Annotated in this window: 35 protein-coding genes, 1 tRNA gene and 1 other RNA gene; 13 read left to right on the forward strand and 24 right to left on the reverse strand. The window is 65.4% G+C overall.

The genetic code is table 11. The features are described 5' to 3' along the window. Positions 1-39: 39 nt before the first annotated feature. The 10 genes from FB461_RS00005 to FB461_RS00040 all read right to left on the reverse strand — a co-directional run bounded on the left by FB461_RS00005 (position 40) and on the right by FB461_RS00040 (position 4245). Positions 40-843: a hypothetical protein gene (locus tag FB461_RS00005; protein ID WP_142117791.1), complete on the reverse strand. Its 804-nt coding sequence runs from the start codon at positions 841-843 to the stop codon at positions 40-42. Then, positions 840-1667: a PD-(D/E)XK nuclease-like domain-containing protein gene (locus tag FB461_RS00010; RefSeq protein WP_142117793.1), complete on the reverse strand. Its 828-nt coding sequence runs from the start codon at positions 1665-1667 to the stop codon at positions 840-842. The genes FB461_RS00005 and FB461_RS00010 overlap by 4 nt, the downstream gene beginning before the upstream one ends. A 73-nt stretch (positions 1668-1740) precedes the next feature. Continuing rightward, entirely contained in the window at positions 1741-1917 is a 177-nt protein-coding gene (locus FB461_RS11895; RefSeq protein WP_170222507.1) for a hypothetical protein, read from the reverse strand. Continuing rightward, positions 1914-2324 carry a J domain-containing protein gene (locus tag FB461_RS00015; RefSeq protein WP_142117795.1) on the reverse strand — a complete coding sequence of 137 codons (411 nt, stop codon included), beginning with the start codon at positions 2322-2324 and terminating at the stop codon, positions 1914-1916. Before FB461_RS00015 ends, FB461_RS11895 begins: the two co-directional genes overlap by 4 nt. After that, positions 2317-2553 (reverse strand): hypothetical protein, encoded by a 237-nt coding sequence (locus FB461_RS00020; protein WP_142117797.1) that lies wholly within the window; start codon positions 2551-2553, stop codon positions 2317-2319. Before FB461_RS00020 ends, FB461_RS00015 begins: the two co-directional genes overlap by 8 nt. Continuing rightward, on the reverse strand, positions 2546-3208 hold the full coding sequence (locus FB461_RS00025; protein ID WP_142117799.1) for a hypothetical protein: 663 nt from the start codon (positions 3206-3208) through the stop codon (positions 2546-2548). Before FB461_RS00025 ends, FB461_RS00020 begins: the two co-directional genes overlap by 8 nt. Then, positions 3208-3642 carry a DUF7448 domain-containing protein gene (locus tag FB461_RS00030; protein ID WP_142117801.1) on the reverse strand — a complete coding sequence of 145 codons (435 nt, stop codon included), beginning with the start codon at positions 3640-3642 and terminating at the stop codon, positions 3208-3210. Before FB461_RS00030 ends, FB461_RS00025 begins: the two co-directional genes overlap by 1 nt. Continuing rightward, entirely contained in the window at positions 3639-3902 is a 264-nt protein-coding gene (locus FB461_RS00035) for a hypothetical protein (RefSeq protein ID WP_142117803.1), read from the reverse strand. Before FB461_RS00035 ends, FB461_RS00030 begins: the two co-directional genes overlap by 4 nt. Continuing rightward, positions 3899-4024 (reverse strand): hypothetical protein, encoded by a 126-nt coding sequence (locus tag FB461_RS12395; RefSeq protein ID WP_281282052.1) that lies wholly within the window; start codon positions 4022-4024, stop codon positions 3899-3901. Before FB461_RS12395 ends, FB461_RS00035 begins: the two co-directional genes overlap by 4 nt. After that, the gene (locus tag FB461_RS00040; protein WP_211349810.1) at positions 4021-4245 is read right to left on the reverse strand and encodes a DNA methyltransferase; all 225 of its coding nucleotides are present in this window, start codon (positions 4243-4245) and stop codon (positions 4021-4023) included. The genes FB461_RS12395 and FB461_RS00040 overlap by 4 nt, the downstream gene beginning before the upstream one ends. Before the next feature lie 142 nt (positions 4246-4387). On the opposite strand from FB461_RS00040, the gene FB461_RS00045 reads away from it, so the two are divergent. Then, positions 4388-5185, forward strand: coding sequence for a PDDEXK family nuclease (locus FB461_RS00045; RefSeq protein WP_142117805.1), 798 nt, complete (start codon positions 4388-4390; stop codon positions 5183-5185). Here FB461_RS00045 and FB461_RS00050 read toward each other — a convergent pair. The 10 genes from FB461_RS00050 to FB461_RS00095 form a co-directional block, all read right to left on the reverse strand. Continuing rightward, complete coding sequence (locus tag FB461_RS00050) at positions 5121-6233, reverse strand: DNA-methyltransferase (RefSeq protein WP_142117807.1); 1113 nt, start codon at positions 6231-6233, stop codon at positions 5121-5123. The genes FB461_RS00045 and FB461_RS00050 overlap by 65 nt on opposite strands. A 117-nt stretch (positions 6234-6350) precedes the next feature. After that, the gene (locus FB461_RS00055) at positions 6351-6584 is read right to left on the reverse strand and encodes a hypothetical protein (RefSeq protein ID WP_142117809.1); all 234 of its coding nucleotides are present in this window, start codon (positions 6582-6584) and stop codon (positions 6351-6353) included. Then, positions 6572-6772 carry a hypothetical protein gene (locus FB461_RS00060; protein WP_142117811.1) on the reverse strand — a complete coding sequence of 67 codons (201 nt, stop codon included), beginning with the start codon at positions 6770-6772 and terminating at the stop codon, positions 6572-6574. Before FB461_RS00060 ends, FB461_RS00055 begins: the two co-directional genes overlap by 13 nt. Continuing rightward, positions 6769-6999 carry a helix-turn-helix domain-containing protein gene (locus FB461_RS00065; RefSeq protein ID WP_142117813.1) on the reverse strand — a complete coding sequence of 77 codons (231 nt, stop codon included), beginning with the start codon at positions 6997-6999 and terminating at the stop codon, positions 6769-6771. The genes FB461_RS00060 and FB461_RS00065 overlap by 4 nt, the downstream gene beginning before the upstream one ends. Then, a complete protein-coding gene (locus tag FB461_RS00070; protein ID WP_142117815.1) occupies positions 6996-7436 on the reverse strand; it encodes a hypothetical protein in 441 nt (146 codons plus the stop codon). Before FB461_RS00070 ends, FB461_RS00065 begins: the two co-directional genes overlap by 4 nt. Continuing rightward, on the reverse strand, positions 7433-8257 hold the full coding sequence (locus FB461_RS00075) for a Rha family transcriptional regulator (RefSeq protein WP_142117817.1): 825 nt from the start codon (positions 8255-8257) through the stop codon (positions 7433-7435). The genes FB461_RS00070 and FB461_RS00075 overlap by 4 nt, the downstream gene beginning before the upstream one ends. A gap of 76 nt (positions 8258-8333) precedes the next feature. Next, entirely contained in the window at positions 8334-8615 is a 282-nt protein-coding gene (locus tag FB461_RS00080) for a hypothetical protein (protein ID WP_142117819.1), read from the reverse strand. 90 nt (positions 8616-8705) lie between these two features. Further along, positions 8706-9194, reverse strand: a complete 489-nt coding sequence (locus FB461_RS00085) for a hypothetical protein (RefSeq protein WP_142117821.1) — start codon at positions 9192-9194, stop codon at positions 8706-8708. 79 nt (positions 9195-9273) lie between these two features. Then, positions 9274-9504: a helix-turn-helix domain-containing protein gene (locus tag FB461_RS00090; RefSeq protein ID WP_170222509.1), complete on the reverse strand. Its 231-nt coding sequence runs from the start codon at positions 9502-9504 to the stop codon at positions 9274-9276. Next, positions 9504-9734, reverse strand: a complete 231-nt coding sequence (locus FB461_RS00095; RefSeq protein ID WP_142117825.1) for a hypothetical protein — start codon at positions 9732-9734, stop codon at positions 9504-9506. The genes FB461_RS00090 and FB461_RS00095 overlap by 1 nt, the downstream gene beginning before the upstream one ends. Positions 9735-9870: 136 nt before the next feature. Here FB461_RS00095 and FB461_RS00100 point away from each other — a divergent pair, with 136 nt between their 5' ends. Then, a complete protein-coding gene (locus FB461_RS00100; protein ID WP_142117828.1) occupies positions 9871-10293 on the forward strand; it encodes a hypothetical protein in 423 nt (140 codons plus the stop codon). Continuing rightward, complete coding sequence (locus tag FB461_RS00105; RefSeq protein WP_170222511.1) at positions 10277-10696, forward strand: ImmA/IrrE family metallo-endopeptidase; 420 nt, start codon at positions 10277-10279, stop codon at positions 10694-10696. Before FB461_RS00100 ends, FB461_RS00105 begins: the two co-directional genes overlap by 17 nt. A 193-nt stretch (positions 10697-10889) precedes the next feature. Here FB461_RS00105 and FB461_RS00110 read toward each other — a convergent pair. Together FB461_RS00110 and FB461_RS00115 are read right to left on the reverse strand one after the other, a co-directional pair. Next, positions 10890-10975, reverse strand: a tRNA-Ser gene (locus FB461_RS00110). A gap of 94 nt (positions 10976-11069) precedes the next feature. Continuing rightward, entirely contained in the window at positions 11070-11786 is a 717-nt protein-coding gene (locus FB461_RS00115; protein WP_142117832.1) for a response regulator transcription factor, read from the reverse strand. A 209-nt stretch (positions 11787-11995) separates the two neighbouring features. On the opposite strand from FB461_RS00115, the gene FB461_RS00120 reads away from it, so the two are divergent. From FB461_RS00120 to FB461_RS00140, 5 genes are all read left to right on the forward strand, one after another. Next, positions 11996-13108 (forward strand): sensor histidine kinase, encoded by a 1113-nt coding sequence (locus FB461_RS00120; RefSeq protein WP_142117834.1) that lies wholly within the window; start codon positions 11996-11998, stop codon positions 13106-13108. A 213-nt stretch (positions 13109-13321) separates the two neighbouring features. Then, positions 13322-13837: a SipW-dependent-type signal peptide-containing protein gene (locus FB461_RS00125; RefSeq protein WP_142117836.1), complete on the forward strand. Its 516-nt coding sequence runs from the start codon at positions 13322-13324 to the stop codon at positions 13835-13837. Between the two features lie 4 nt (positions 13838-13841). Continuing rightward, positions 13842-14393, forward strand: a complete 552-nt coding sequence (locus tag FB461_RS00130; protein ID WP_246045927.1) for a signal peptidase I — start codon at positions 13842-13844, stop codon at positions 14391-14393. Next, entirely contained in the window at positions 14390-14929 is a 540-nt protein-coding gene (locus FB461_RS00135) for a hypothetical protein (protein WP_142117838.1), read from the forward strand. Before FB461_RS00130 ends, FB461_RS00135 begins: the two co-directional genes overlap by 4 nt. 93 nt (positions 14930-15022) lie before the next feature. Next, a complete protein-coding gene (locus FB461_RS00140) occupies positions 15023-16105 on the forward strand; it encodes a GNAT family N-acetyltransferase (RefSeq protein WP_142117840.1) in 1083 nt (360 codons plus the stop codon). 84 nt (positions 16106-16189) lie between these two features. Here FB461_RS00140 and FB461_RS00145 read toward each other — a convergent pair whose 3' ends face one another. Then, complete coding sequence (locus FB461_RS00145) at positions 16190-16834, reverse strand: SRPBCC family protein (RefSeq protein ID WP_142117842.1); 645 nt, start codon at positions 16832-16834, stop codon at positions 16190-16192. A gap of 74 nt (positions 16835-16908) precedes the next feature. Here FB461_RS00145 and ffs point away from each other — a divergent pair. Both ffs and FB461_RS00155 read left to right on the forward strand, forming a co-directional pair. Continuing rightward, positions 16909-17005: signal recognition particle sRNA small type (ffs, locus tag FB461_RS00150), an RNA gene on the forward strand. A gap of 74 nt (positions 17006-17079) precedes the next feature. Then, on the forward strand, positions 17080-20187 hold the full coding sequence (locus tag FB461_RS00155; RefSeq protein WP_142117844.1) for a DNA polymerase III subunit gamma and tau: 3108 nt from the start codon (positions 17080-17082) through the stop codon (positions 20185-20187). 117 nt (positions 20188-20304) lie between these two features. Here FB461_RS00155 and FB461_RS00160 read toward each other — a convergent pair whose 3' ends face one another. After that, a complete protein-coding gene (locus FB461_RS00160; RefSeq protein WP_142117846.1) occupies positions 20305-21174 on the reverse strand; it encodes an SDR family oxidoreductase in 870 nt (289 codons plus the stop codon). A 103-nt stretch (positions 21175-21277) separates the two neighbouring features. Between FB461_RS00160 and recR the strand changes: the two genes are divergently transcribed. The 3 genes from recR (at position 21278) to FB461_RS00175 (ending at position 24439) form a co-directional block, all read left to right on the forward strand. Then, on the forward strand, positions 21278-21877 hold the full coding sequence (gene recR / locus FB461_RS00165) for a recombination mediator RecR (protein WP_142117848.1): 600 nt from the start codon (positions 21278-21280) through the stop codon (positions 21875-21877). A gap of 135 nt (positions 21878-22012) precedes the next feature. Next, a complete protein-coding gene (locus FB461_RS00170) occupies positions 22013-23338 on the forward strand; it encodes an aspartate kinase (RefSeq protein ID WP_142117850.1) in 1326 nt (441 codons plus the stop codon). Between the two features lie 30 nt (positions 23339-23368). Then, entirely contained in the window at positions 23369-24439 is a 1071-nt protein-coding gene (locus tag FB461_RS00175) for an aspartate-semialdehyde dehydrogenase (RefSeq protein WP_142117852.1), read from the forward strand. The last annotated feature ends 177 nt before the right edge of the window (positions 24440-24616 follow it).

A 24616-nucleotide genomic window follows, 5' to 3' on the forward strand; every position in this document is an offset into this window, starting at 1 on the left:
ATGCGGGATCGGCGGCGAGGTTTGCGGCGTATCGGGTTCTCACCCCTCGCCCCCGATCTCGCCGGGGGTGATTGGGGTGACCGGGAACGCATCCTCAACCGTGATCTCGCGACGATCGATCGACCCGTAGACGACGGTCAGGTCGGCCACGTCGCCAGCGGTCCACGCGCTGCGCTTGCGCTCAAGGCGAGCCTCGATCATTGCCTGTGTGACATTCAGGCCAGCGAATGCGCCCACCATCTTCGCGATGCGATCCTTGAGTGGCACGCCTTCGCCGTCGCGCAGCGTGTGGCGCGCAACATCCTGCGCCGTCTCGGTGAACCAGGTCGGCAGGATCGTAGCGATGCACTCGCGCACGGCCCTCGCGCCGACGTTCTGGTTGTTGAGGTAAATGTCGCCCAGGTCCGTCAGTGCGGCGCGCTCCTTCTTGACCATCCGGGCGTGCGGCACGATGAACGAGCGCGTGGAGCGGACGTTTGTCTGCTGATCCCATGCGAACGCTTGGATCTCGCTGTAGCCATCGAGGTCGTCGCGGCGCATCTCGCGCACGCCGTAATCGACGTTGCCCCATATCCGCGCGAGTTCTCGCATCAGGTGAACCGTGAAGCCCTCAACCCTGCCCCCGGCGCGCGGCATCGAGTAGAACGCTTTGTTCGCCACAGCCAGGCGACCGCACGAGTCGCGCATCTCGGCCTCGGCGCGGCCAATGTCGCGGGGGATCTGCTGTGCGACAGTGACGGCGGCTTGCACCTCGGCGACAGCGCGAGCCTGCTCGACGGCGGTTGCTTGCGACGCGCGCTGAATTGTCCCGCGCTCGGTCGGGAGGGTGATGTCAGTGCTCATAGCGATAGGTCCTCTTCTTCTGTGATCGCCCATAAGGGCGGGTTGAGTTCGTTGATGACAGCGGGGCGGCCAGGCCACTCGCCTGAATCCAGGCACCGCTTGTAGGTGTCGATCGCACGGCGCGTCTGCATGGCGCCGAGTTCCAGCCCCGCACGGCCAACCTGGTAGGCGTCCACGAGGTGCGGTGCCGACTTCTCGACGGTGACGAACATGAATCCGCGCGGCTCATCGCCGGTCGCGAGCTGGTAGACGTGCATGTAGAACGCGGCTTGCAGGTAGTAGCGCAACTTGCGCGCGTCCGAGTCGAACGCGAACGGCGCCCCGTCGGTTGTCGTCTTGAGATCCACCAAGATCCCGCTCGGTGTGATCCAGTCGAACCGGCCTCGCAGCCACAGCCCGGCGCTTGGGTCAACCGCGAAGGCCGACCGCTCCGGCAGTCCGTCGCCCGCGAACAACGGCCACGCTATGGGGTGCGCCTTCACGGCTTCGATGGCATCGCGAGCCGGTTCGTAGTCACGCTCGATGATCGGCACGCGGCCCGCTGCATACGCCCGATCTCGAGCCTCACGGGCTGCCTTGGTGCGGTAGTCGTCGAAGTCCAGAACCTCGACGTCGAGCCCTACGCCGAGCACACCGCCGTGAACGATGTGCCCGAAGTCGAACTCTTTCTTCTCCACACGCGGTGAGTCTAGGTAGTGCCGCAGATGTGCAGGGCTTTTGAGGATCTGCTTGGCCATCGTGGACGAGAACGAGCCGCCCGGAATCGGGTCGGCGTGATATTCAAGTTCAGGCAGGTCATAGATGCCCGGCTCGGTAATGCTCACAACTCCTCCTTAGGTATAGAAAACGCCGCCCAGATCAGGACGGCGTGGATGATGATGACGATGATGACGGCGGTCACCCGTTGGCCTCGATCCACCGATCGGCGGCCTCTTCCAGCACGGCAAACGCGGGGCCAGGGTTGCCGTCACGTCTGGCGATTGCCCAGTCGATGACGGCGGCGGTGAGGTCGTTGCCTGCCTCGCGACGGTCCAAAGCTACGACGCTTGACTCGCGTGTCGCTTGGCCGGTCATGAGGTGGCTCCTCGGGCGATACGGGCGGCAGCACGAAGGCCGGACTCTCGGGGTCCGGGGAACGTGCAGTGAAAACCGATTATTTGTGGCTCGCTATCGGCCACTGCCTCAATCTCCGCCGCCACCTTCTCCCGCTCGTCTTTGCGAACCTCAGCATCGCGAGCGGCGAGCCAGGGAATGAGGCGGTTTGCGAGGTCGCTGGCAGTGACGGGCTGCCCGTGCCGTACTCGCGCAATCTCGTCTCCGAGGTCTTGCTCGGTCGTCGGCCTGTGGTCCTGTGCCTCACCGCTGCCGTCACATGCTGAGCACACGAACGGCGTGGCGAACTGACCAACACGCACCTGCTCGTACGTCGCTCCCTCGCCCCCGCATGTCGGACACTCCATCGGCGTGTAGTTGTTAGGCATGGTCGGCCTCCTGCCACTCGGACGGCCACGAGACCTTGCGGCCGTCCTTCTCGATGAGGTCGCCCTCCGCGAAGTTGACGATGCCGCGCCCGTCGCCCGCCTTGGCTTTCCCGTCTCTGAACTCCACCATCAGGTCGAACTCCTCGGCCAGGTCGAGGATGTTCTCCCGCGTTACCCGCAAGAGAGTCTTCCGCTCGACCTTCACGTAGTCCTTGAACCCCTCAGCCACGGTCGGCCTCCTTCTCGATCTGATCGGCGCGGGCGAGATGGTCCGCCGCGCGGTTCGTGACCCCGAACTTCGCCCGCAGATCGCGCACGATCCGCTCTCGCTCGTCAGTCCGCACCTCAGCCTCAGAGCGACCGGGCAGGAGGGGGGAGATCAGGTGCATGAGGGCGTCGGTTACGTGTGCGGCATGCTTCTCCTGCTCGTCCTCCGCGTGGCCGCCGTCCCACTCGCACTCACCGCCGAAGCACCCACCAAGAGCCGCAGACCATTGGTGCTCACGCAGAACCTTGTCCACGTCCTCCCGGCTTGGGGTGACGGTGGTGGGGCGACCTGAGCCGGTGAGGAAAACCTTGAGCGTGCGCTCTTCGTCTTGCAGGTGAATTTGCACGTCGCTCACACCGTCGCCGATGCGAGGGTCTGCAATATAGGCGCGTCCTGTCGAGTCGATGACCTCAACGCGGTTCACGTCCCGAGTGGCCTCCGCCCGTACAGCAGCCACGGCGACCTCGATAAGGTGGGCAGACAGTGCGGTTACCGAGCGCACGTAACTCGATTTCGTCTCAGGCGTGATCGGGTCGCACGAGCACCAGCGTGGGACACCGTGTTCGTCCAAGAACAGTACGTGCTCCCGTGCGATCTTCTCCGTGAGGGCGGTCATCAGGACACCTCCGGCTTGCGCACGAGAATCCAGTAGCCCGTGCCGTAGTAGCCGTTTCCGTCCGAGCCTTCGAACGTCGCCAGGTTGATGCGCTGGTCGCCGGCGAGCACGAAGATCTTGTAGTAGCCGTCGTGCCAGTCGTCCGCGTAGTCGCTTCCCGGCTTGTCCTCGAACTCGACGTTCGTGATGACGTTCTCGGTGCCGTTGAGTTCGGTCAGGTCGTAGCACCCGGCCGAGCACGCGCAACCTCCGTCGTTACCGACCAGTTTGACCAGCGTGCCGTCGCTCAGCAGCAGGTGATCGTCGGCAACCTTCGTGACCGACTTCCCGATCAGCAGGTTGCCAATCTCGCTCTGGTCAGACTGGCTCAGCGACGGGCCATCTTCGTAGTAGTAGCCGTCGCTAGCCTCGATGCGCTCCACCCCGGCGCTCATTCCACAACCTCGATTCGCACGTCCACGCAAGCGACAGTGCCGATCCAGCGCAGTGTCTTGAGATCGAGGATGCTCGTCTCATCCGGCGCCCTTAGGCACTCCAGTGCATCAGCCAAGCGCTCAGCATCGTAGCGGTCGCCGTTCACGTCGATGGTCAAGATCTTGCGGTCGAACGTGAATCCAGCGACAAGCACCTCGTGCTCGGCGGCCGTGATGAGGATGTGCGTCAATGCTCCGGCCGCGTGTGTGGTGGTGGTCATTTCTTCCTTCTCTCCTTGCGCACTTGCACGAGCGCGCACAAAAAAACCGCCACGGGTGTGACGGTGATGATTCCGATTGATGCGTAGAGGTAGGCGATGTCTGCGCCGCCGATGTAGGTCATTGGGGGATGCCTAGGTCGAGCCCAACTTCCAGCGGTTTGGTGATGCGCTGAATGATGAGCGGCAGGTAGTCGGCCTCGCGCTCGACGGCGATGCACTTGAAGTGCTCGAGGATGCACGCCTCGGCCGTCGTCCCTGAGCCTGCGAACGGCTCGAGGACGGTGCCGCCCGGTGGCGTGACGAGCCGGACGAGCCACAGCATGAGGTCGAGGGGCTTGACCATTCACGTGGGGTGAGCCACTGCGGACCCACCCCCGATCACCTCCTCGAAGTAGTCGTGCAGATCGGCGGGGATCTCCGCCGGGTCGAAGTCACGCATGCGTCATTACTCCAATCGGGTTGATGGTTGCGGTAGAATGGGGGTTATGGCGAAGGGTCAAGCGGGCTACAGGGTGCGGTCGTTCATCTGTGACGGGTGCGGCGTGGAGGTGACCAAGCGGTGCCCGCCGGGGGCGCGCTACTGCTCGCTGTCCTGCTACCGCTCGTCGCCTCGCCCTGAGCGCCGCACGGGTGAGGACCGAACTTGCGAGCGGTGCGGGTCGGCCTTCTACGTGCCCGCGTCCCGTGTGGCGAAGGGCGAAGGGCGCTACTGCTCGCTCGACTGCCACAACGCGACGCAGGGCGACGGCAAGACGGAGCACACGTGCAAGACGTGCGGCGGTGTGTTCCGCTGGTCCCCGTCCCGCTCGGCGTCCGGCGCCTACCGGATCACCTACTGCTCGCTCCCGTGCCGTGATGCAGACCCTGAGCGCCGCGCCATGCTGCTCGAGATGAACACCTGGCAGCAGCTCGGCCGCACGACGAACGCGGAACGGCTGGGCTACGCGCTGCTCGACGGCCTCGGCGTGGAGTACCTGCGGCAGCCGACATTCGGGGGCAAGTTCACCCCCGACGCGGCGATCCCGGCAGCCCGCCTTGTCGTCCAGTTTGACGGCGACTATTGGCACGACCGGAAGGGCACGAGCGGCGAGGCTCGCATCCGCCGCCGGGTGGCGCTGGACCGATCCCAGGACCGCTACGTGAGGGCGTGCGGCTGGGAGGTCGTGCGGCTGTGGGAGTCGGACCTGCGGGCCGATCCCGAGGGGTGCGCGGCGCGTGTCAGTCAACTTGCACACCGGCCTCTGTCAGACGCGCCCGCACGTGATCCACTTGCGCGGGGGTGAGGTCGGTGCGCAGGCGTAGCACATTGCGCGGGATGCGCGGCCTCTCGCTCGTGGGCGCCTTGGCCTCGTATCGGAACGTCGGGAAGAATCGCGACGCGCCGCCTGAGTCGCCGTATGTCGCGGACGTCGAATCTTGCGGTTTGAACTCCCCGAGGATGCCCGCAAGCTTCCCTCTTTTTGGCGTCCCTGACGGCATCAGGCCAGACGTCAGGACGCCCGACTGCTCATCCAGCACCTCGGCTTGAGACTCATCGAGCACGACGTTTGAGGGCCAGCGGCCGGCCGGGTTAGACTCGCTAGCAGTGATACTGGCACCACGACCAGCCCCGTAGATCGCGTTAGGCGTCCTAGGTGGGCGCGAACGATCCTCATCGGTAGCGACGCGACATCCGTCGATGTTCAGCGCCCCGGTCCCGTGCGCGAGCACGTTCGCCGCGACCGTCCCGGCCAGTGGCTTGCGACCAACAACGATCGGCTCGAACGCGGGCTTGAGCGCCGTGCCCCAGCCTTGCCAGGTGGCAGCGTCCGGCGTGAGCACCAGATCGTGAGCGTTCAGGCCCGTATCCCGGCGTCCAGCGCCGTCGCGGTTGCCCTGACGACCAGACTCGGCATAGGCATCACCCATCGTCGCGCGCCGGACCGCGCCAGAGTTGCCGCCATAGCCCATCTGCGTGCCAGTGATTGCCTTGGACACATCCAGGCTCTTCGGGAACCCAGACCCGTACAGCCACGCGATCGAGTCGCGGATCTCGAACCCAGCATCCTCGACCGCAGATGCGAGACGATGCCACGTGCGCGACCCGCCGAACGCGAGCATGTGCCCGCCCGGCTTCAGCACCCGCAGGCACTCAGTCACCCACGCGGTGCACCACTCCTGGAAGGCACGCGGCGATGACCACCCATCCCACGACTTGCCCATAAACTCCAGCGCATACGGCGGATCGGTCACCACCGAATCAACCGACGCGTCCGGGAGCTCACGCAGCACATCGAGGCAGTCCCCGTGATACAGCGTCACGGAATCGTCCTGGTAGTAGGGCTCAGTCATTGCGACCTCCATGCCTAAACTCATGCCGACACTGCGGCCTGCAAAACCGCTGATCGTCAGCGCGCGGGTTGAACCCATTGCCGCAGTTCTCGCAGATGCGCGGCGGGAAACGGTGGGTCATGCTGCGTCACCTCCGTTCGGCTTGATCGACACGACGGCGCGATCAAATCCGGGCATCTGGCGGATCTCGGCCGACGCACGAGCCTCACGCGCCTTGCCGGTCACCGATGGATGCTGAGACATGCACCGCTGCCGCCAACGCCCACGGTCGAGGCGGATCGCGCGCATGGTCAGTGCGAGAGTGGCGATCGATGCCACGAGGATGACGATGCTTAGGGTTAGGAGGGGCATGAGCCGAACCTTTCTTCGATGATGCGGATTCCCGCGGCCATGTTCTTCGAGAAGCCGCCGAGGTTGGCGCGGCGAGCTTTGCCGTGCTTCCAGGCGTAGTTCAAGACGACCTCGACCTTGCGTGCGGTTCGAGGGAGAGGCCACGCGGCGCCGTCATCGTCTGGGTGGAGAGGGCCGGCGTGGTTCATCGTCGGGACTCCTTTGCGGCCTGACGTTTGGCGGACAGTTCGGTCATCGAGAGCGGGTCCATGTTGGAGTGGCGAGTCTCGTAGGCCTCGATGTCATCAAGCCGGAACCGCCAGCGCCCGCCGATCTTTGTGCCAGGGATCGAGCCCGACTTCGCGGCGTAGCGAATCCAGCGGGGATCGCGCTGCCAACGGTCGGCGAGGTCGGTCGGAGTGAGTAGGGCACTCATCCAGCGATCTCCTTCTTGATATTGGCGATTGCCGCCTCGTGCTTGGCGATGCGATCTGCCGCGCGACGATTGCGGCGCTCAGTGTTGGCGTCTTTGGTTGTGCGCCAGTTGAGGTCCGATTCGACCAGCACAGCCTTCGCGCCGAAACTTTCAAGCAGGTCAACGCGCGCCTGCGCGGATGAGCGCGACCGATAGATGCGATCGGTGCTCGGCCACCAGAATGTCCAATCGGGGCGATCTTTAGGGGGCTGCCAACCCTTGGGCTTCCAGTCACCCCAGAGTGTCGCCAGTGTTTGGCTTTCATCGACCGGCTCCCCGTCTGGCCAATGTGCCGAGACAGTATGGAGCCATTCGGGAAAGCGTTCTGCCGGATGAAGCACGCATGCCTCGGCCGGGTACGAAATCAGGTGTGCGCGGTAGATGCGGGTCGTGGTCATGCTGAAATCTCCTTGATTACTGCGGGCTTGAGGGCGTTGGCATTGAGCGGCAGCCCTCGCCTTGCCAGTAGGTCGGCGAGTGCCACCTCAGGCTCGCCAGGGCGCACCCGCGTCTGTTCGCGGCGCTCACCCTCAGAGTCGAGGCGCCCGACAAGCTGGAAGAATGGCTTGCCCTTATAGGCGGGGTGATTGTGCTGATGCCCGCTCTTGGTCTCGCCAGTGCGCTTGTTCTTGCGCGCGCCTCGCTGGTCGATCAGGAGGCCAAGCGCGTAGAGCCGCGCAAAGAAATCGCGCTCGCCGACTTCGGAAAAGTAGTGTTTGTGGAACTCGCGGATCGTTAGACCCTTGCTGGTCTCGATAGCGTGAACAACCTTCTCGGCTTTCTCTGCGCGAGCCTCGGCGGCGATTGCACGGTTGAGCGCGGCCTTACCAGCGTCGAGCACTGCCGAAATGCCTTCGAGTGAAGTCAGATCGATCGATTGCGGCGCGGCAAGTCTCTGTGCCATGTCGAAGAAAGCCTTCACGAGCGCCTTCTTGAAAACGCGAATGCGCTCCATGTTTCGCATGTAGGTCAGGATGAGCGTTGCCTGCGGTTCGGTGAGGTGGAAAATCTCTCGATGCTGAGTTCTTCCATCTGCGCCAACAAACGGTCGCGTTTCAGATTCCAGCGTCCCAAAATCTTCAAGATCTCCCCGGTAGGTGCGGATGAGTTGCAGCACGTTCTTGTGCTGGTTCTCAGTGCCTTCTGCGATCTGCTCCGACGAGACGCGCAGATTGCCGGTACTGTCGCGCTCGATGCGCGGTAGACTTACTACTGTCATTTTGGTTCCTTCCGGGAATGACGAAGGCCACCTGCTCGTAACGGGTGGCCTTCTTTTTGTTTGGGTGGGTGGGTGGTTATGCGCCTGCTGCCAGATACTCCCGAGCCCGCGTCATGTCGCCCACGGTGATCGGCGGGATGATCGACCCGAACTTGCGCAGGTTCTCGGCGAGCACGTTGCGGATGGCCTCGCGCTGAGTGGTGTCACTCTCGCCGGGGACAGTGAGCAGGAATCCCTTGGCGAGCGCCTGGGATTTGCGGTTGCTGATGTGAGCGCCGAGTTCGGCGGCGGTCTCTCGGACGCATCGAGCCAGGGCAACGAAGCACATCGACTCGTGCGCTTCAGTGATTGTGGGCATGGCGATGTATCTTCTCCGGTCTCTTGCGAGATGCCGCCACATGACGGACTTGGGTACAGCGAGATGACCCCGGTTTGGGGTGGGGGTGGGTTAGGAGTTGGTGACACGGAGCGCGTCGGTCTGCAACGCGCGCAACTCGTCGCGCTTGTCCGCGCCGACCCCGAGGATCGCGAGCGCGGTGATGTAGCCGTCGATCACGGCGCTGATGTGGGCCATCCCGGCGGACGCACTGCCCCTGCTCGCGCGCAGACTGTCGATCGTGGCTCGCGTCTCGGTGATCAGCGCAAGAACGTCGTCCACGATGGGACTTGCTTTGTCGGCTGCTTCGCGGTCGGTGGTGGTCACGTCTGGGACTTCGAGCGCCGCGCCCTCAATGGAGTCGCGCAGAATAATCGCGGGGTATGAGTCGTGGCGCTGAAGCGCGCGGTTCCAGACCTTGTGGAAGATCCGCACAGATCCGGGGCTACTCCACGGCTCCACCTGCCGATCCACGTCCACAAGGTAAGTGCTACGCCGAGTGATCGGCGTTCCGTCTGAGCGTTTGCCGGCCGGAATTGCTGTGATGGTTGCGAGTTTCACGGTAGAATCTCCTTGCTGTATTGGTGAAGGCCGTTGCTCTTGTCGGGGTGCGGCCTTCGCTGTTTGGTGGGGTGGGTGCTCAACCGTTTCGACGGTGAGCCTTGCGCGACAGCGGCGTGCGCACCATCCGACTTCCGACAGTGTGGGCGGCGATGTAGTCGGCGATGATCTGCTCGGTGAAGCGAATCGACCGGCCGATGCGAACGTGCGGGATCTCGCCTGATCGAGCCATGTCGGTCATCGTGCGAGCCGTCCGCCCTAGCCGCCTGCCAGCATCGGCAGGGGAGATGGTTTCGGATGAGGCGAGCACTACGCGACCGCCTTTAGGACCGGCTCGGCCACCTCGCCGAACGTCTCAGCGAGTCCGGCGCGAACTGCGCCGATCATGAATCGCGTCGTGGGCTGCTCCTTGCCCGCCTTGACCGCGCTGTAGAACTGCGGCGTAACCCCGATGGCGGCGGCGATTGCCGCGTCGGTCATGCCAGTCGCGGCAGCGCGGGCGATGAACCTGTCTGTGAGCTTGGCTTCCGGCTTTGCCATACTTGGCACCTCCTTAGACTTTGCGGCTAGCGATCTAGCCGGTATGGCTAATACGTTAGACACTTTGGTTGATCGTGTCAAGTCGGCGTGTCGGGATGGCTAGACATAATGACTAGCGTGTGGCAAGATTGCCGCTATGGACATCATGAAGTGGTACAAGACAACCGTTGGCGATGACAGCGAGAACGCTGTTGCGACAAGGTCTGGCATCAGCCAGCGCACACTCAATCGCCAACTCAAGGCGAGGAAGCTGAAGCCAGAGGTAGTGGCCCCATTGGCTCGCGCATACGGGCAAGACGTTCTCGACACGCTCATCCTGGTGGGTCTAGTCACTCGCGGTGACATTCGTCGCCACGGCGTGCGCGCAGCACTCGAGGCGGCGACCGACCGCGAGCTCTCCGACGAGGTGTACCGGAGAATGTTGGACGGTCGCGAGCACGTCGCGTTCGATGAGCCAATCGGCAACCCCGAGACTCCAATGTCAGACCCTCACCTCAAACTGGTCGCCAACGACGAGGACCCGCGCGAGGAGCAAGACGGAAGTGCTGACGGTAGATGACCTGCTAGACCTGGCCGCGCACAATGGCGTGCGCGTCAGGTCTGCCGATCTAGGAGAGATCAGCGGCTACTACGACGACGACTCACGTTGCATCACCCTCGACATCTGCCTCGCGACGTATCAAGTGCGCTCAACAATGGCTCACGAACTAAGTCACGCACGCCACCGCGACCGCCCATTGCGCGAACCAAGGGCCCACAAGGTGCGGGAAGAACGTGCTGATGCTGAAGCGGCTCGCATGTTGATCTCGCCCGAGGCGTACGCGATGGCCGAGGCGGAGCACGGACCGCACGCCGGCGCGATTGCCTGCGAACTCGGCGTGACCCGGAAGATCGTTCTCGCCTTCCAGCGTGAAGCGGCTCTAGGTAGGGCGTGGACGCGCTGCGATTGGGCTGAGGTCTAAGAAGTGCGCGAAGGCGCACTAGCCATCACAATAAATCCCCCACCCGGCATCCGCTCGGGTGGGGGCGTGTTGCGTTCGGAGGCCGTTTCAGGCCGTCAACGTACGCTATCAAGTTGTTCGATGTTGATAGCGTACGTTGACGAGCCGTTTCGAGCGGTTCGAAAAACCCTCTCCGACCTGCACAAACATACTGCGGAGGATGGGGGATTCGAACCCCCGAGGGCTGTTAACCCAACACGCTTTCCAAGCGTGCGCCATAGGCCACTAGGCGAATCCTCCGTGCTGCGCGCTTACACACGCCAGCGCATCGAGGATACCGGACAACCAACGATTCGCCGAATCGGATCCGGCTGTGAAGCACGAGACGGCTGAGTCAGTCGATCAGCGAGCCGGATTCCTCCAGCATGCGCAGCGTCGCCAGCACTCTGGGGTTCGCTGAGGGGTCGGCATCGATATCAAGGCACGCGTAGATCGCGTTGATGTGATTCTGGACCGATTTGTCCGCGATGCCGAGTGCCTGGGCGATTCCGGAATTCGACAGTCCTTGGGCGAGCAGTCGCAGCACCTCGTAGCGGCGTGCGCTCAGTTTGGATACGGACGTGCCAGCCCTCGGTTGCGCCTTGGCCAGCAGATTGGGGTCGAGCACCTGCCGTCCGGCGGCGGTGCGCTCGATGGTCGCGGTCAGGGTTTTGACGGAGACGCTGGAGTTCTTGGACAGGTACGACCACCGGGATTTCACCGCATCCGGGAGGTCGAGCAGGAGGTCCATGGCGTTATGCGCTGACAGGAGGAGCACCTTCAGGTGCGCATCGTTGCGCTGCAGCGATATGCCCAGCGCCACGCCATTGCCGTCGATCAGCGATATGTCCATGATGACCACATCGACCATGCCGGGCTTGATGGCGCTGCGGGCCTCCGCCACGCTTGCGCACTGAGTTACGAGATGCATCCGCGGTTCGGACGAGAGGGATGTCGCAAGCATCTGCCGGAACAGGGTGTTGTCCTCCACGATCGCCACGCGCACGGGCGGAAGTTGAGGGCGAACGCTGGCCTCCGGTCCGACTTGCGAGGGGCTACTGTGATCCGCCATACGTCCGAGTATGTACCCAGAATCCGATTGACGTAACGTTTCGGTAAGTCGGATGCCGCAAAATTAGGGTTGCCAATCGTAAATTGCCACTAGATCATCGGGTTCCAAGATGGCAATCTTGGAGCGTGCTAGACCGAGATCACGTGTTGAAGAGCCTGCACATCGCATTGGAACCACGTGAATCTCACGATCCTCGCGACAGTGTGTCGATGATCACCTGGTTCGGCGGACTCGGATCGACGTTCACCATGATGGGCCTGATACAGGCCTATTATCTGGCGACTCAGATCGACGTGCCCTCCAATATCCAGGGTGCGTTCTGGCTTCGCGTTCTGGCGTCGCTGTTGCCGCTATGGATCGCCGCCGTCTGCGCGGAACGCCTGCAACTGTGGCGCATGGCCTCGCGTCGTCAGCGCGTCGTCTACGGATCCGCCATCGTCCTGATCGCCGCTTGCATCCGTGTTTACCTGCAGTCCGTCTTCGAGGTCTACGCCGTTCCCGATCAACTGATCATCTCCTTCGAGATCGCGGGCGGCGCGGCCATGTTCGGGGTCGCCTGCCTTTTCACAGTTGCGTTCATCCGCCTGCAGCGCAAGGAACGCCACCTTGCGATCGAATCGGAACGGCACCGCCTCGCTGGCTTTCAGGCGATCGAGGCGCTTCACAATGAGGAGATCCGCGTGCACCGCTCTGTTTCCGAGGCGCTACACGGAACGGTGCAGCAGCGGTTTGTGATCCTCGAGGCGAGCGTCCGATCCGTACTCGATTCGGGTGTGCTCGACGGCGATGCACTGGACATCGCGCGAGATCAGCTGGAGGAGTTGGCGCGCGGACTCGTGGCGATCCGCGACGACACGGTGCGCGTCACCAGCCGCTTGCTCTCTCCGGACGGCCTCGAGATCGGGTTACGCGGGGCCATCCGCATCCTCCTTGGGCGCATTCCCGCCCCGATCCGCACTTCCATGGTTGTGGACGAGCCCACCAAGCGCATCGATGACGTGACTAATCCGGGGTTCACCCCCAGTCAGCGCCTCCTCACGGTCCGTTTCATCGAGGAGGCCGTGACCAACGCGCTGAAACACGGGCATGCCAATAGCGTCGCGGTTTATCTGGTCACGGTGCTGGACGACCAGGCGGCGCCGTCGGAGATCCGGGTCGCTGTCGAAAACGATGGCCTTCCATGGAACGCCGTGTCGAGTGACGGGTCGGGGATCGCGGCGCTGCGCCAGCGGATCGAGGTTGCGGGCGGCTCGCTTCTCTTCGCGGGAACCAACGGTGAAACGACCCGTGTCGAGATGTCTCTGCCGCTCACGAAAATGTGACTTCGCAGTCACAAAGCGTTTCGGTTGGCCCTAAATGCTCTGGAATTGTGATCGTCGTGGGTGTAATGACCCATAGGTCTCTTTACCTGCACCCACCCTCCATTGAACGATGAGTCGATCGAACCTGGTTGCGATACGCAACCCCCAGGCCGCGGTGAATCCCCAACCAATGCCCGCGGCCGCCCATCCCATCGCTCAGATAGGAATCCCGCAATGACCTCCACCACCCCGGAGAGGCGGCGGCGCAAACGCACTATCGCGAAGTTCGTCCTCGCGAGCATCGCGGTTTTCGGCATCGGTGCGGCCGCCACCTCCGCAGCCTGGACCGATCAGGCATGGTTCACCGGCACCGCCACTGCCGCGAGCGTTCAACTCCAGGGCTCCGCCAATGGGACCACCTGGATCGATGCCGACGACCAGACGGGCGCGGTCGCCGTCCCCGCCTCGTTCACCAACCTGATTCCGGGGCAGACCCGCGTGGTCACCCTGCACCTTCGCAACAACGGATCCACCCCGCTCATCGTCACCCAGACGGCGCTGACCACGAGCGGTTCGCTCTTCACGGGTTCGGCACCCGCCACCGCGACGTCCAGTTTCACCACGACGACCATCGCAGCCAGCGGCACAACCACCTTCAATCTCACGGTGACGACGCCTAGCACGTGGCCGACGACCTACCAGTCGGCAACGGGGGGCATCGTCCTGACGTTCACCGGCTCGACCTCGTAGGCCCGTGCTGCCGACAATTCTGCGTCGTGTCAGCAACACCCTGATCTGGTTGCTCGTGATCGTCGGAGTCGGCTCGGGGCTGGTGTGGTCGGCGACGGCCGCCCATCTCATCAAGCCGCTCGTTGTCATCTCCGGTTCCATGGAGCCGACCTACAAGACCGGAGACCTGCTCATTGCCCGCCCTATACCAGCTGAGGAAATCGCCGTGGGAGACATCGCCTCGATCTACACGCCGGTGCTGGACCGAATCGTCACGCACCGCGTCGTCGATGTCGCCACCTCGCCAGCCGGGGAAATCGAGGTGTGGATGAAGGGCGACGCGAACGAAGCGCAGGATGGCGGCGCCTACCTTACCGGAGAATCCGTATGGGTTCCGCGAGTTCGCATCCCGGGGGCTGGCCGGGTTGTCATCGCGCTCAGCAAGCGCTCGGTGGTCATTCCGCTACTCATCGCGCTCGCGGCCGTGATGGCCATGACGCTCCTGCCGCGCAGTGAGAACAGCCGCGAGGAGCCGTCGGATGGCGCGGAGCCCGACGCCAGTGAGGTCGGGACATGACCATACGACTGCGCACCGCTGCGCTGCTGCTCGCGGTACTCCTTGCCATCGTGGCCGCCGGATTTGCCGCCCGAGCGACCAAGCCGACCGTCTCGGCCTGGACCAATCCGGCGGTCTTCTCCGCTACGGCAACGGCCGGCACCTGGACGGTGCCCAGTACCAGCAAGTGCGAGGTGCGCGAGCAGGCGACGGATGCCGTCGTTCCGGGGAGCACCTGCACCATCCAATTCAAGTCACAGAACTTCTGGGGGGCCGCGGGCAGCGGCAACGGGCAGGCGAACTTCAACCTGCTCGGCTCTAGCGGAACGAATACCCAGTACATGTACTTCGAGATCGCCCTCGGCAACTACCTCACGCCTCCCGGATGGTGGAACTGGGCGAATGCCCGGATATCGACCTTCAGCCAGGGCACTATCACCTCGCCGTGCTCGGCCCTCCCGCAGGTCACGGGGCGTAAGAACGCCAATATGGGCGCCACCGTGAACGTCTACCTCGAATTCAAGGACTTCCCCGTAACCCCCCAGTACTGCTCCTAGCACCCTTGGTGTGCAGCGAAAATCAGGTGACGACCGAGCGGCGTGGTGCAACGATGGCACGGAAGAACTCGTCCACAACGCGAATGAAATCCGATGACCACCACACCCGAACTCGAAATCCGCGAAATCGCATTCCCGGCCTCCGTCGACCTACCGGACGCCGCAGACTTCGTCTCGCTGACGGCCACCCGCAACGAGATGTACCGCGAGCGCTACCGCAGCGACGACATGAGGCTGACGCCCCACGAACTGCTGGTCCAGTATCACAACCAGACCGATGCCGTCCGGCGCCTGTGGCTGCTGCTCATCGACGATGAGCCAGTGGGCCGGCTCGGCCTGGACCTTCCCAACGAGCCGGGCTCTCGCGTGGCGCTCATCAGCGTCGAGCTCCTCGCGCGCGCTCAAGGCAAGGGACTGGGCGCCGCCGCACTCTCCCTTGCCGAGCGCGAGGCCGCCGCCGCCGGTCGCACCAGAGTCCAGGGCTGGACTGCGCACCCCGGTAGCGCTCCCGAGCGGCTGGCCGCCCCTACCGGATTCGGCTCCATCCCGCTCGATCGCGCCGCCCGCTTTCTCCTGGGCCATGGCTATGCGCTCGAGCAGATCGAGCGCAAGAGCGTCCTGACGCTCCCGGGCTCGCAGGCGCGCTTGCGTGCCTTGCTGGACGAGGCCTGCGCCGCGGCCGGGCCGGACTACGAGTTCGTGAGCTGGGAACTGCCGACTCCGACCGAATTCGTGGACGGCTACGCCCTCGTGAAGTCGCGCATGAGCACCGACATCCCATCGGCCGGCATGGAGTTCGACGCCGAGGTGTGGGACGCGGCTCGCGTCGAGCGGCACGATAGGACATTCGTTGCGGGCGGGTTCGACTTCCAGGTGGGAGCCGTGCGCCACGTCCCCTCGGGCCAACTGGTGGCGTTCAGCGAGCTGATGCTCGGTTCCGACAAGCGAGGCACCACCTCACAGGAGGACACCCTAGTGCTGCGCGAACACCGCGGACACCGTCTCGGCATGCTCGTGAAGTGCGCCAACCTGCTGGCGTGGCGCGAGCGGTTTCCCGACTCCCCGCGCGTCACCACGTTCAATGCGGAGGAGAACCGGCCGATGCTCGACATCAATGAGCGGATGGGATTCGTTCCCGACGTGTACGAGGGCGCGTGGCAGAAGGACCTCGCCTGAGTTCAACCAGCTGCGACACGGGAGGTGGCGCCGCGCCGCGGTGGGACATGGCGGCGTCGTCGCTTCGGCGCACGGGGAGGCTTCCTAGTCGAGGGCCTCAGCACGCTCCTTGATGCCGATCAGCATCTTGCGGCTCATCACGAAGCTGACGAGCGAGGCGGGCTCCACGATGACCGGCGCCAGCGGGCCGAGGTAGCGGTAGCGCTCGCGGACGATCAGGCGCGTCCGCGCCGGAGCGCTGCGGCGCAGGATGAACGACCACGTGAAGTCGAAGGGCAGGGCGGGGCGTCCCGAGTCGGCGACCCCGTGCAGCACCAGGTGGCTGTCGGACTCCAGGTCCGCGACGGCGAGGGTGACGCCGTCCGCCAGCGAAACGTGGTCCCCTACCTCTAGGTGCTGCAACTCATCGGAGATCTCGTCCAGCGAATGGATGTCGAGACCGATCAGGTTTTCCAGCCAGTCGTAGGAATAGAAGCCGCCTCTGTCCTGGCCGAGTTGTACGAGCCACGGCCAGATGCGTGCCGGGCTGGTGCGGATCGTCACCGCTCTCGTGGACTGGTGGTCCGCGTAGGCCATAAGCTCGTCGCCGGGCAGGTAACCGCCCTCCTCGAGCGGGTCCGTACCCCAGCGCAGGGACCACGACCGGACCGCCCCGAGCACAGCGGCGGTGGCCGCCGCCCCAATTGTCAGAAGTGTCAGGTTTCTGAACGCACGCGTTGCCTTACCCATGCCTTCACCCAACCACCCGCGGCGATGCTTGGCAACCAAATGGATAAGAACTTCTCCGCTGGGCTATCCTGGGTGTCGGCCCCTCGTGCGGCGTCATCCTGCTGAACTCCCCCAGGACCGGAAGGTAGCAAGGGTAGGTGGGCTCTGGCGGGTGCGCGAGGGGTCCTTTTACTTTCGGGGTAGCCCCGTCCACAGTCGCGGCGGACACTACGCGATTGTCAGCGGCAACGTCTAGGATTCCTTAGGTGAGTCAAGCCCTGTATCGCCGCTATCGGCCTGAGACCTTCGACGAGGTAATCGGGCAAGAGCACGTCACCGTCCCGCTCATGCGAGGACTGGAACTCGGGCGCGTGAATCATGCCTATCTCTTCTCCGGACCTCGCGGCTGCGGCAAAACCACCTCGGCGCGCATCCTGGCCCGCATACTCAACTGCGCCGAGAACACCGAGTCCCACCCCTCCGCCCGACCGTGCGGCTCGTGCGAATCGTGCATCGAACTTGGTCGCGGGGGGTCGGGCAGCCTGGACGTGGTCGAGATCGACGCGGCCAGCCACGGCGGTGTGGACGACGCGCGCGACCTGCGCGAACGAGCGACCTTCAGCCCGTCGCGCGACCGCTTCAAGATCTTCATCCTGGACGAGGCGCACATGGTGACGCCCGCCGGGTTCAACGCGCTGCTGAAGATCGTGGAGGAGCCGCCGCCGTACCTGAAGTTCGTATTCGCGACGACGGAGCCGGACAAGGTGATCGGGACGATCCGATCGCGAACGCACCACTACCCGTTCCGGCTCGTCCCGCCCGAGGTACTGCAGCCGTACCTGGAGTCGGTGTGTGCCTCCGAGGGCGTCACCATCGCGCCGGGAGTGCTTCCGCTCGTCGTGCGCGCCGGCGGCGGATCGGTGCGCGACTCGCTCTCGGTCCTCGACCAGCTGATTGCCGGCTCGCGCGATGGTGGGATCGACTATGACTTAGCAGTCGGGCTGCTCGGCTTCACGCCGGTTACGCTGCTCGATGACGTCGTCGAGGCCGTTGCCGGCGCCGATGGCGCGCGACTGTTCCGGGTGGTCGAGCACGTCATCGCGACGGGGCATGAGCCGCGCAGATTCGTCGAGGACCTGCTCGAACGCTTCCGCGACCTGCTGGTGCTCGCGGTCTCCGGTCCGCAGGGGGCTGCAGTGTTTTCTTCCTACCCGGTCGATCAGGTCGAACGCATGATGCGCCAGTCCGAATCGATGGGCGTCGGCCAGCTCTCGCGCGCCGCGGACGTCACGAACGGCGCTCTCACTGAGATGGTCGGGGCCACCTCGCCTCGCCTCCACCTCGAACTGCTGTGTGCGCGCCTGCTGTTGCCGAACGGCGAGGAGGGCCTGCGTTCCGTCGTCGCGCGAGTCGAGCGGCTAGAGCACGGAGAACTTTCGATCGGCGGCAGGCCGCACGGAGATTCCGCTGGCAGCGTGCCTTCGGACGAGGCCTCCGGTGCGGCGTCGCCGGCGTCGCGTCCGGGGCGTCCCGCGGGCGATGGCCGTCCGGAGCCTGCGGAGCGGGGGCAGGAGAGCCGGCGCCCGCCCGCAGATCAGCGGGGTTCGGCGAACGGGCGGGGCTTAGCTAACGCGCGCGGCGCTGACAACACCCCGGCCAGGCCGAACGCACTCGACGAGGTGCTCGCCGCCGCCACTCAGGCTGTGGCGGTACCGCCGGACACAACCCGGTCGTCCGCTGATGGCGGCGCCTCGAACGCGCAATCCGAGCACGGCGGGGGCGCCGAGGCCGCCGCACCTGTTGCTCGTGACACCGCCAGCGCGGGGACCGCCGCCGCACCTGTTGCTCGTGACACCGCCAGCGCGGAGCGCGCTGATGGCGGCGTGGCCGGCGCCACGTCTCGCGATGCCGCCGCGGGCGGCGCGGAGCGCGGCGATGGTGGCGCGACTAGCGCGGAGACCGCCGCCCATCCAGCCCTGGAACAGGCGGCCCCGGCAGCCGGGAATGAGCGTGTCGCATCCGGCGATCCGTCAGCCGAGGCGGGCTCGCAACCCACTGTGCCGTCCTCAACTCCGGCTCAGTCGTCGACCGCGGCGGTTTCCTCGGCGGCGGGCACTGCGCCGACCGCCGAGGCGGCGAAGGAATCGAACGTCGTGGCCGTGGAAACCGAGGTACTTTCTCGCCGCTGGGACGAGGTCATGGACGCCCTCGGATCCCTGCGGCGGGTGACCTGGTCACTCGTCAAGCAGAACGCCACGGTCGGCGCGCTACGCGACGACGAACTCACGGTGCTGTTCGCATCGCAGGGACTGCTCGATCGATTCCGATCCGGCGAGCATGCAGAACTCCTATCGCAGGCCATCGACAATGCCCTGGGATTCCGTGTTCGCGTTCGCGGTGACCTGCGCGGTGGCGGGCCATCAGGTCCGAGCGGCGGCCCTCCGGCGGCGCCGCATGGTGGCAGGAGCTCCGACGTTACGACCAGCGGGGTCGCATCGGGTCCAACCAGCCAGCATCGCCAGCGGGAATCCGCCGCGGAGCGCCCGCCTCGCGGTGGACGGGCATCCCACGCGACCGAAGGGGCAGGTCAGCCGGAGGCCAGCACGCGAAGCGGCGCTGGCCCGTCTTCGCCGCGCTCCACGGCACGTCAATCGCTTGGGGATGAACCGCCGCTGCAGGAACCGCCGAGCTGGGTCGATGAGGTCCCGCCGGAACCGGACCACGATGTCGCGCCAGGGCGCGCTGGCTCACGCGAGACGACTAGCGCCGGGCGGACGGCGCCGAGCATCGCGGGCACGGTACGGGCCCCAGCCGCGGTCGTGTCACAGGCCGCTCGCGTATCCGCGACGGAGCAGGCACCCGCGGCCGCAACGCCGTCCACGTTGCCCCAGGTGCCCACTGCGGCGCCTGCAGCCGACCAGACCGTCCGGGCCCGGACCGCGATAGCGCCCGAGGACGCACCACCGGCGTCCGCAATGCCTCAGGAATCGGCGCCGCCGCCGGGAGCCCTCGATGACGAGGCGCTCGCCAACGTGCGCCCCCTGCGCGCCGCAGGCGCGGTGGCGGAACCGTCCTCAGTGATTCAGAACCTGCCCCCCATTCCGTCCCGGCCATCGCATGCGGACGCCAAGGTCCGCGACATCGGCTCGGCGCACTCGGCTCGCGTCCGGGGCGACCGTCAAGGATGGTCCGGGCGGCTGGACGAGGACGCGGACGAGGTGGCCACCCAGAACTTCAGCGCGGCGGCGGAGGCCGCCTGGAACGACCGCGACTCCGTTGCGCTGGAGGACTCTGGGCTCGTCGGCGCCCCGCTCATTGCGCAGGTACTCGGCGGCGTGGTGATCGACGAGATCATCGAGTCGGAACGCGGCTAGACGCCCCGATCTTCATGCCGCGATCATCGTTCGCTAGGTTTTCGTGCGCATGCTGCCCATCGAGCGGCCGCACACGAATGAAATCCCCGCAGACGATGCCACCGGGTGCCTCGCGGGCTACTCGTCGGCGGAGAGCAGGTCGGCGAGGGTCTGCGCGGGCGGCGTGGTGGCGCGTCCGATCAGCACAGCGAGATCGTTCGAATCGGTGTCCAACTCACCCGCCTTGATCGCGCCGTCGACGGCCACGATGAAGGCGGCCGTGGCCTCGTCCAAGCCGCCCAGCGCGACGAGCGCGTCGGAATGCTCCTTCGGGGACAGATCCCGGTAGGTCACGTGGCGCCCGCTGATCTCGGAGATCATCACCGCGAGCCCGTCGTAGTTCCAGGAAACGTCACCGCCGAGGCTGTAGATGCTCCCCTCGTGGCCAGGCTCGGCCGCGACGGTAGCGGCCGCTAGCGCGTAGTCAGCCCGGGAGGCCGAGGCGACGCGGCCCGAGCCGGCCGAGCCCGAGAACTCCCCGGTGGCGACGGCCTGCTGCGCGGAGCCGAGGAAGTTCTCCGTGTACCAGCCGTTGCGCAGAATCGTGAACTGCAGGCCCGATGCGCGCAGGTAATCCTCGGTCGCCAGGTGCTCTCCGGCGAGCGGGTTGGCCGTAGCCGTGTCGGCGTTCAGCAGCGATGTGTAGACCACCCGCGTCACCCCGGCGCGAACCGCGGCATCGATGACCGAGCGGTGCTGGCGCACGCGGTTGCCGACTTCACTGCCCGATACGAGCACGAGCGTCGCCACATCGTTCAGGGCCGAGTTCAGCGAGTCGGGAATGTCGTAGTCGGCCGGCCGAATGGCCGTACCTGCCGGCAGCCTGGTCTCAGCGCGCGGAACGTTGCGAGCCAAGGCAACGATGGTATCCGGGCTTACTTTGGCCGCCAGCGCCTCGACGATGAGACTGCCCAGATGACCTGACGTTCCCGTCACTGCAATCGACATGAACTGCGCCTTCCGTGGAAACTGGATTGATATCCCCAAATCTACGGGTCACACCTGGGTAGTGCATCCACGAATTGCCGCCATCGCGAACTAGAATGAAGGAATGTACGAGGGTGCGGTTCAGGATCTGATCGACGAGTTGGGCAGATTGCCCGGCGTCGGTCCAAAGAGCGCGCAGCGAATCGCCTTCCACATCCTGGATTCCGACCCCGCCGACGTCCAGCGCCTCGCCACGGCGCTGACCGAGGCGAAGGCGCGCGTCCGCTTCTGCGAGGTCTGCGGAAACGTGGCGCAGAGCGAGAAGTGCCAAATCTGCGTCGATCCCCGGCGCATCGATTCCGTGATCTGCGTGGTCGAGGAGTCGAAGGACGTGGTCGCGGTGGAACGCACCAGGGAGTTCCGCGGCCGCTATCACGTGCTCGGCGGGGTGATCAACCCGATCGATGGCATCGGCCCGAACGAACTGCGTATCCGTGAACTCATGACTCGGCTCCAGGACGACACCGTCAAGGAGGTCATCCTGGCGATGGACCCCAACGTCGAGGGCGAGGCGACGGCTGCCTATCTGGCACGCCTGCTCGGCTCGATGGAGATCCGAGTGACCCGCCTGGCATCGGGCTTGCCCGTGGGCGGGGACCTGGAATTCGCCGACGAGGTCACACTCGGGCGGGCATTCGAGGGACGAACGCTCGTCGGATCCTAGCCGAATCCCATCGCGCGTTGCGCAACCTGTTCGACGGCCTTTTCGCGAAGCGGGCACCGTCAACGATAGAATCGGTCGGCGGCAATCTTTGACGGTGCGCCGCGGATCCCTGTTTATTCCGTTCCGGAGACTGTTGTGGCCCTCATTGTCCAGAAGTACGGCGGCTCGTCGGTGAGCGATGCGACCAGTATCAGGCGCGTCGCGCGGCGGATCGCTCAGACTCGCCTCGCCGGAAACGACGTCGTGGTGGTCGTATCCGCGATGGGGGACACCACCGACGAACTGATCGACCTTGCGAACGAACTCACCCAGGCACCGCCCACCCGCGAGATGGACATCCTCCTCACCGCCGGCGAGCGCATCTCGATGTCGCTGCTTGCGATGGCAATCGATGCGCTAGGAGTCAGGGCCAAGTCGTTCACCGGACAGCAGGCGGGCGTGATCACGGATGCCGAGTACGGCAAGGCCAAGATCATCGACGTCACCCCGTCGCGCATTCAGCGCTCGCTAGAGAAGGGCAGCGTGGCGATCGTCGCTGGCTTCCAGGGCGTGAACCAGGAGACAAACGACGTCACGACGCTGGGGCGTGGCGGCTCCGACACGACCGCCGTCGCGCTCGCGGCCGCACTGGGCGCCGACGTCTGCGAGATCTACACGGATGTTGACGGCATCTTTACCGCCGACCCGCGCATCGTGCCGACGGCCCGCCGGGTCACGCGCATCACCTACAACGAGATGCTCGAGATGGCCGCGAACGGCGCCAAGGTGCTCGCGCTGCGCTGCGTCGAGTACGGCCGCCGCTACGGCGTCCCGATCCACGTCCGCTCGTCCTACTCGGGCCTCGTGGGCACGCTCGTCACCGATGACACGCACGGCGACATTCCCGGTCTGCTACCCGAGGACGCCGAAAAATCGAACCAACACGGAACTGCTGAGGACGAAATGGAAGCTCCGATTATCTCCGGTGTCGCACACGACCGCACCGAGGCGAAGATCACCGTGGTCGGGCTCCCCGACGTACCCGGCACGGCCGCGACGCTCTTCGAGATCGTGGCGAGTTCGGGCGCGAACATCGACATGATCGTCCAGAACGTCTCCGCCGCGCAGACGGGCCTGACCGACATCTCGTTCACCCTGCCCGCAGCGGACGCGCCACCAGTGATCGAGGCGCTCACCAAGGCGCGCTCGGACATCGGCTTCGACGAGCTGCTGTTCGACGACCAGATCGGCAAGCTCTCGCTCGTCGGCGCGGGCATGAAGTCGAGCCCGGGCGTGTCCGCGCGTCTTTTCGCGGCGCTGCGTGACGCGGGCATCAACATCGAGATGATCACCACCTCGGAGATCCGCATCTCCGTGGTCACCCGCGCGGAAGAGCTCGATTCCGCCGTGCGCGCGGTTCACACGGCCTTCAACCTGGACTCGGCCGCGGAGGCCGTCGTCTACGGCGGCACCGGCCGCTGACACAAACACGAGAATCCTTGAGGTAGATCGATGAGTGCAGCCAATCCCGCGGGCCTGACCGTTGCCGTCGTCGGCGCGACCGGCCAGGTCGGTAGCGTCATGCGCCGGCTTCTGGACGAGTCCTCCGTCCCCGTCGCGTCCGTTCGCTTCTTCGCTTCAGCTCGCTCGGCGGGGACGACGCTGCCCTGGCGCGGCGCGGACGTGACAGTCGAGGATGTGGCAGCCACCTCGGTAGAGGATCTGCGCGGCATCGACATCGCCCTGTTCTCGGCCGGTGGTGCGGGTTCCAAGGCGCACGCGCCCCGGTTCGCCGAGGCCGGCGCGACCGTGATCGATAACTCGTCCGCATGGCGCCTGGACCCGGACGTGCCGCTGATCGTCTCCGAGGTCAACCCGCATGCGCTCGATGAGGCTCGCAAGGGCATCGTCGCCAACCCGAACTGCACCACGATGGCCGCGATGCCGGTGCTCAAGCCCCTGGCCGCCGCTCGCGGTCTGGAGCGCCTGCGCGTCTCCACCTACCAGGCGGTCTCCGGCTCGGGTGTGGCCGGGGTGCGCGAACTGGACTCCCAGGTCCGCAGGGCCGTGGAGCAGGACGTCACCGCGCTCGCCATCGACGGCGGTGCCGTCGACTTCCCGGACCCGCAGGTGTACGCCCGCACCATCGCGTTCGACGTGGTTCCCCTGGCGGGCAACCTCGTCGATGACGGCTCCGGAGAGACGGACGAGGAGCAGAAGCTCCGCAACGAGTCACGCAAGATCCTGGAGATCCCCGACCTCGCGGTCGCCGGCACCTGCGTTCGCGTGCCGGTGTTCAGCGGTCACACCCTCGTGGTGCACGCCGAGTTCGCCGAGCCGATCACTCCGGACGAGGCGACCCGCCTGCTTGCAGGCGCCCCCGGCGTGCACCTGGTCGACATCCCCACGCCGTTGCAGGCGACGGGGATCGATCCGTCACTGGTGGGCCGGGTGCGTCAGGATCAGTCGGTTCCCGGTGGTCGCGGACTCGTCATGGTGATCTCGTCCGACAACCTGCGCAAGGGGGCCGCGCTCAACGCGGTCCAGATCGCGGAGCTCGTCGCCGCGCGCCTCGCGGCCTGACTCGGCGCGCCCAGCTGCCCTTCTCGACCTCATCGCCTTGCCGCACGACCACCGTCGCACTCGCGCCGCGTTGCACTGCGTCCGCCGCTGCGCGGTTCGCGGCATGAAATTGCAGTTGACCGGCATGTATTTCATGTCGCGAACTGCACTTTCATGCGTCGAACGCGGTTCCGACAA

This window comes from Rarobacter faecitabidus, assembly GCF_006716265.1.
Lineage (GTDB): Bacteria > Actinomycetota > Actinomycetes > Actinomycetales > Cellulomonadaceae > Rarobacter > Rarobacter faecitabidus.

Coding starts and splice junctions, on each gene's coding strand:
- FB461_RS00145 (WP_142117842.1), bottom strand. CDS start 16,834: ATGGGTAAGGCAACGCGTGCGTTCAGAAACCTGACACTTCTGACAATT.
- FB461_RS00005 (WP_142117791.1), bottom strand. CDS start 843: ATGAGCACTGACATCACCCTCCCGACCGAGCGCGGGACAATTCAGCGC.
- FB461_RS00175 (WP_142117852.1), top strand. CDS start 23,369: ATGAGTGCAGCCAATCCCGCGGGCCTGACCGTTGCCGTCGTCGGCGCG.
- FB461_RS00055 (WP_142117809.1), bottom strand. CDS start 6,584: ATGCCCCTCCTAACCCTAAGCATCGTCATCCTCGTGGCATCGATCGCC.
- FB461_RS00160 (WP_142117846.1), bottom strand. CDS start 21,174: ATGTCGATTGCAGTGACGGGAACGTCAGGTCATCTGGGCAGTCTCATC.
- FB461_RS00050 (WP_142117807.1), bottom strand. CDS start 6,233: ATGACTGAGCCCTACTACCAGGACGATTCCGTGACGCTGTATCACGGG.
- FB461_RS00025 (WP_142117799.1), bottom strand. CDS start 3,208: ATGACCGCCCTCACGGAGAAGATCGCACGGGAGCACGTACTGTTCTTG.
- FB461_RS00030 (WP_142117801.1), bottom strand. CDS start 3,642: ATGAGCGCCGGGGTGGAGCGCATCGAGGCTAGCGACGGCTACTACTAC.
- FB461_RS00095 (WP_142117825.1), bottom strand. CDS start 9,734: ATGGCAAAGCCGGAAGCCAAGCTCACAGACAGGTTCATCGCCCGCGCT.
- FB461_RS00075 (WP_142117817.1), bottom strand. CDS start 8,257: ATGACAGTAGTAAGTCTACCGCGCATCGAGCGCGACAGTACCGGCAAT.
- FB461_RS12395 (WP_281282052.1), bottom strand. CDS start 4,024: ATGACCTACATCGGCGGCGCAGACATCGCCTACCTCTACGCATCAATC.
- FB461_RS00065 (WP_142117813.1), bottom strand. CDS start 6,999: ATGAGTGCCCTACTCACTCCGACCGACCTCGCCGACCGTTGGCAGCGC.
- FB461_RS00060 (WP_142117811.1), bottom strand. CDS start 6,772: ATGAACCACGCCGGCCCTCTCCACCCAGACGATGACGGCGCCGCGTGG.
- FB461_RS00035 (WP_142117803.1), bottom strand. CDS start 3,902: ATGACCACCACCACACACGCGGCCGGAGCATTGACGCACATCCTCATC.
- recR (WP_142117848.1), top strand. CDS start 21,278: ATGTACGAGGGTGCGGTTCAGGATCTGATCGACGAGTTGGGCAGATTG.
- FB461_RS00120 (WP_142117834.1), top strand. CDS start 11,996: ATGATCACCTGGTTCGGCGGACTCGGATCGACGTTCACCATGATGGGC.
- FB461_RS00070 (WP_142117815.1), bottom strand. CDS start 7,436: ATGACCACGACCCGCATCTACCGCGCACACCTGATTTCGTACCCGGCC.
- FB461_RS11895 (WP_170222507.1), bottom strand. CDS start 1,917: ATGACCGGCCAAGCGACACGCGAGTCAAGCGTCGTAGCTTTGGACCGT.
- FB461_RS00045 (WP_142117805.1), top strand. CDS start 4,388: ATGGCGAAGGGTCAAGCGGGCTACAGGGTGCGGTCGTTCATCTGTGAC.
- FB461_RS00125 (WP_142117836.1), top strand. CDS start 13,322: ATGACCTCCACCACCCCGGAGAGGCGGCGGCGCAAACGCACTATCGCG.
- FB461_RS00135 (WP_142117838.1), top strand. CDS start 14,390: ATGACCATACGACTGCGCACCGCTGCGCTGCTGCTCGCGGTACTCCTT.
- FB461_RS00015 (WP_142117795.1), bottom strand. CDS start 2,324: ATGCCTAACAACTACACGCCGATGGAGTGTCCGACATGCGGGGGCGAG.
- FB461_RS00140 (WP_142117840.1), top strand. CDS start 15,023: ATGACCACCACACCCGAACTCGAAATCCGCGAAATCGCATTCCCGGCC.
- FB461_RS00040 (WP_211349810.1), bottom strand. CDS start 4,245: ATGGTCAAGCCCCTCGACCTCATGCTGTGGCTCGTCCGGCTCGTCACG.
- FB461_RS00115 (WP_142117832.1), bottom strand. CDS start 11,786: ATGGCGGATCACAGTAGCCCCTCGCAAGTCGGACCGGAGGCCAGCGTT.
- FB461_RS00100 (WP_142117828.1), top strand. CDS start 9,871: ATGGACATCATGAAGTGGTACAAGACAACCGTTGGCGATGACAGCGAG.
- FB461_RS00080 (WP_142117819.1), bottom strand. CDS start 8,615: ATGCCCACAATCACTGAAGCGCACGAGTCGATGTGCTTCGTTGCCCTG.